This window comes from uncultured Lacinutrix sp. (assembly GCF_947500325.1).
Taxonomy (GTDB): Bacteria; Bacteroidota; Bacteroidia; order Flavobacteriales; family Flavobacteriaceae; genus Lacinutrix.
This window is the reverse complement of sequence record NZ_CANMRQ010000100.1, coordinates 1-378: the sequence shown is the minus strand read 5'-3', so window position 1 is coordinate 378 and position 378 is coordinate 1. Positions and strand designations below refer to the sequence as shown.

The 378-nt window shown below is 35.7% G+C and carries 1 pseudogene; it reads right to left on the bottom strand.

The features are described from left to right. A pseudogene (locus Q0997_RS20350) lies at positions 1-378 on the bottom strand (cell envelope biogenesis protein OmpA); the annotation flags it as partial.

Below are 378 nucleotides of genomic sequence, written 5' to 3'. Positions count from 1 at the left end.
TAAATATCATCTCCTCCTTTTCCACCTTCTCTGTTTGAAGAAATAAAGCCTTCTCCAGACTCTTCATTAATACTAAAAGCAAAGTCATCTCCATTAGAGTTTACTGGAATACCTACATTACGTATTGGAGCCATTTTACCATCTATTTCTTTAGTGTAGAATACATCCATACCACCAAGTCCTAAATGTCCTATAGAAGAGAAATACAGTGTGTTATTCTCACTAATGTATGGAAACATCTCTTGTCCTTCTGTATTTACTTTTTGACCCATGTTTACTGGTGTACCTACCATACCATTACTTTCTATTGGTGCCTTGTAGATATCAAACTTTCCAAAACCACCTGGCATATCACTAGCAAAGTATAAGGTCTTTCCA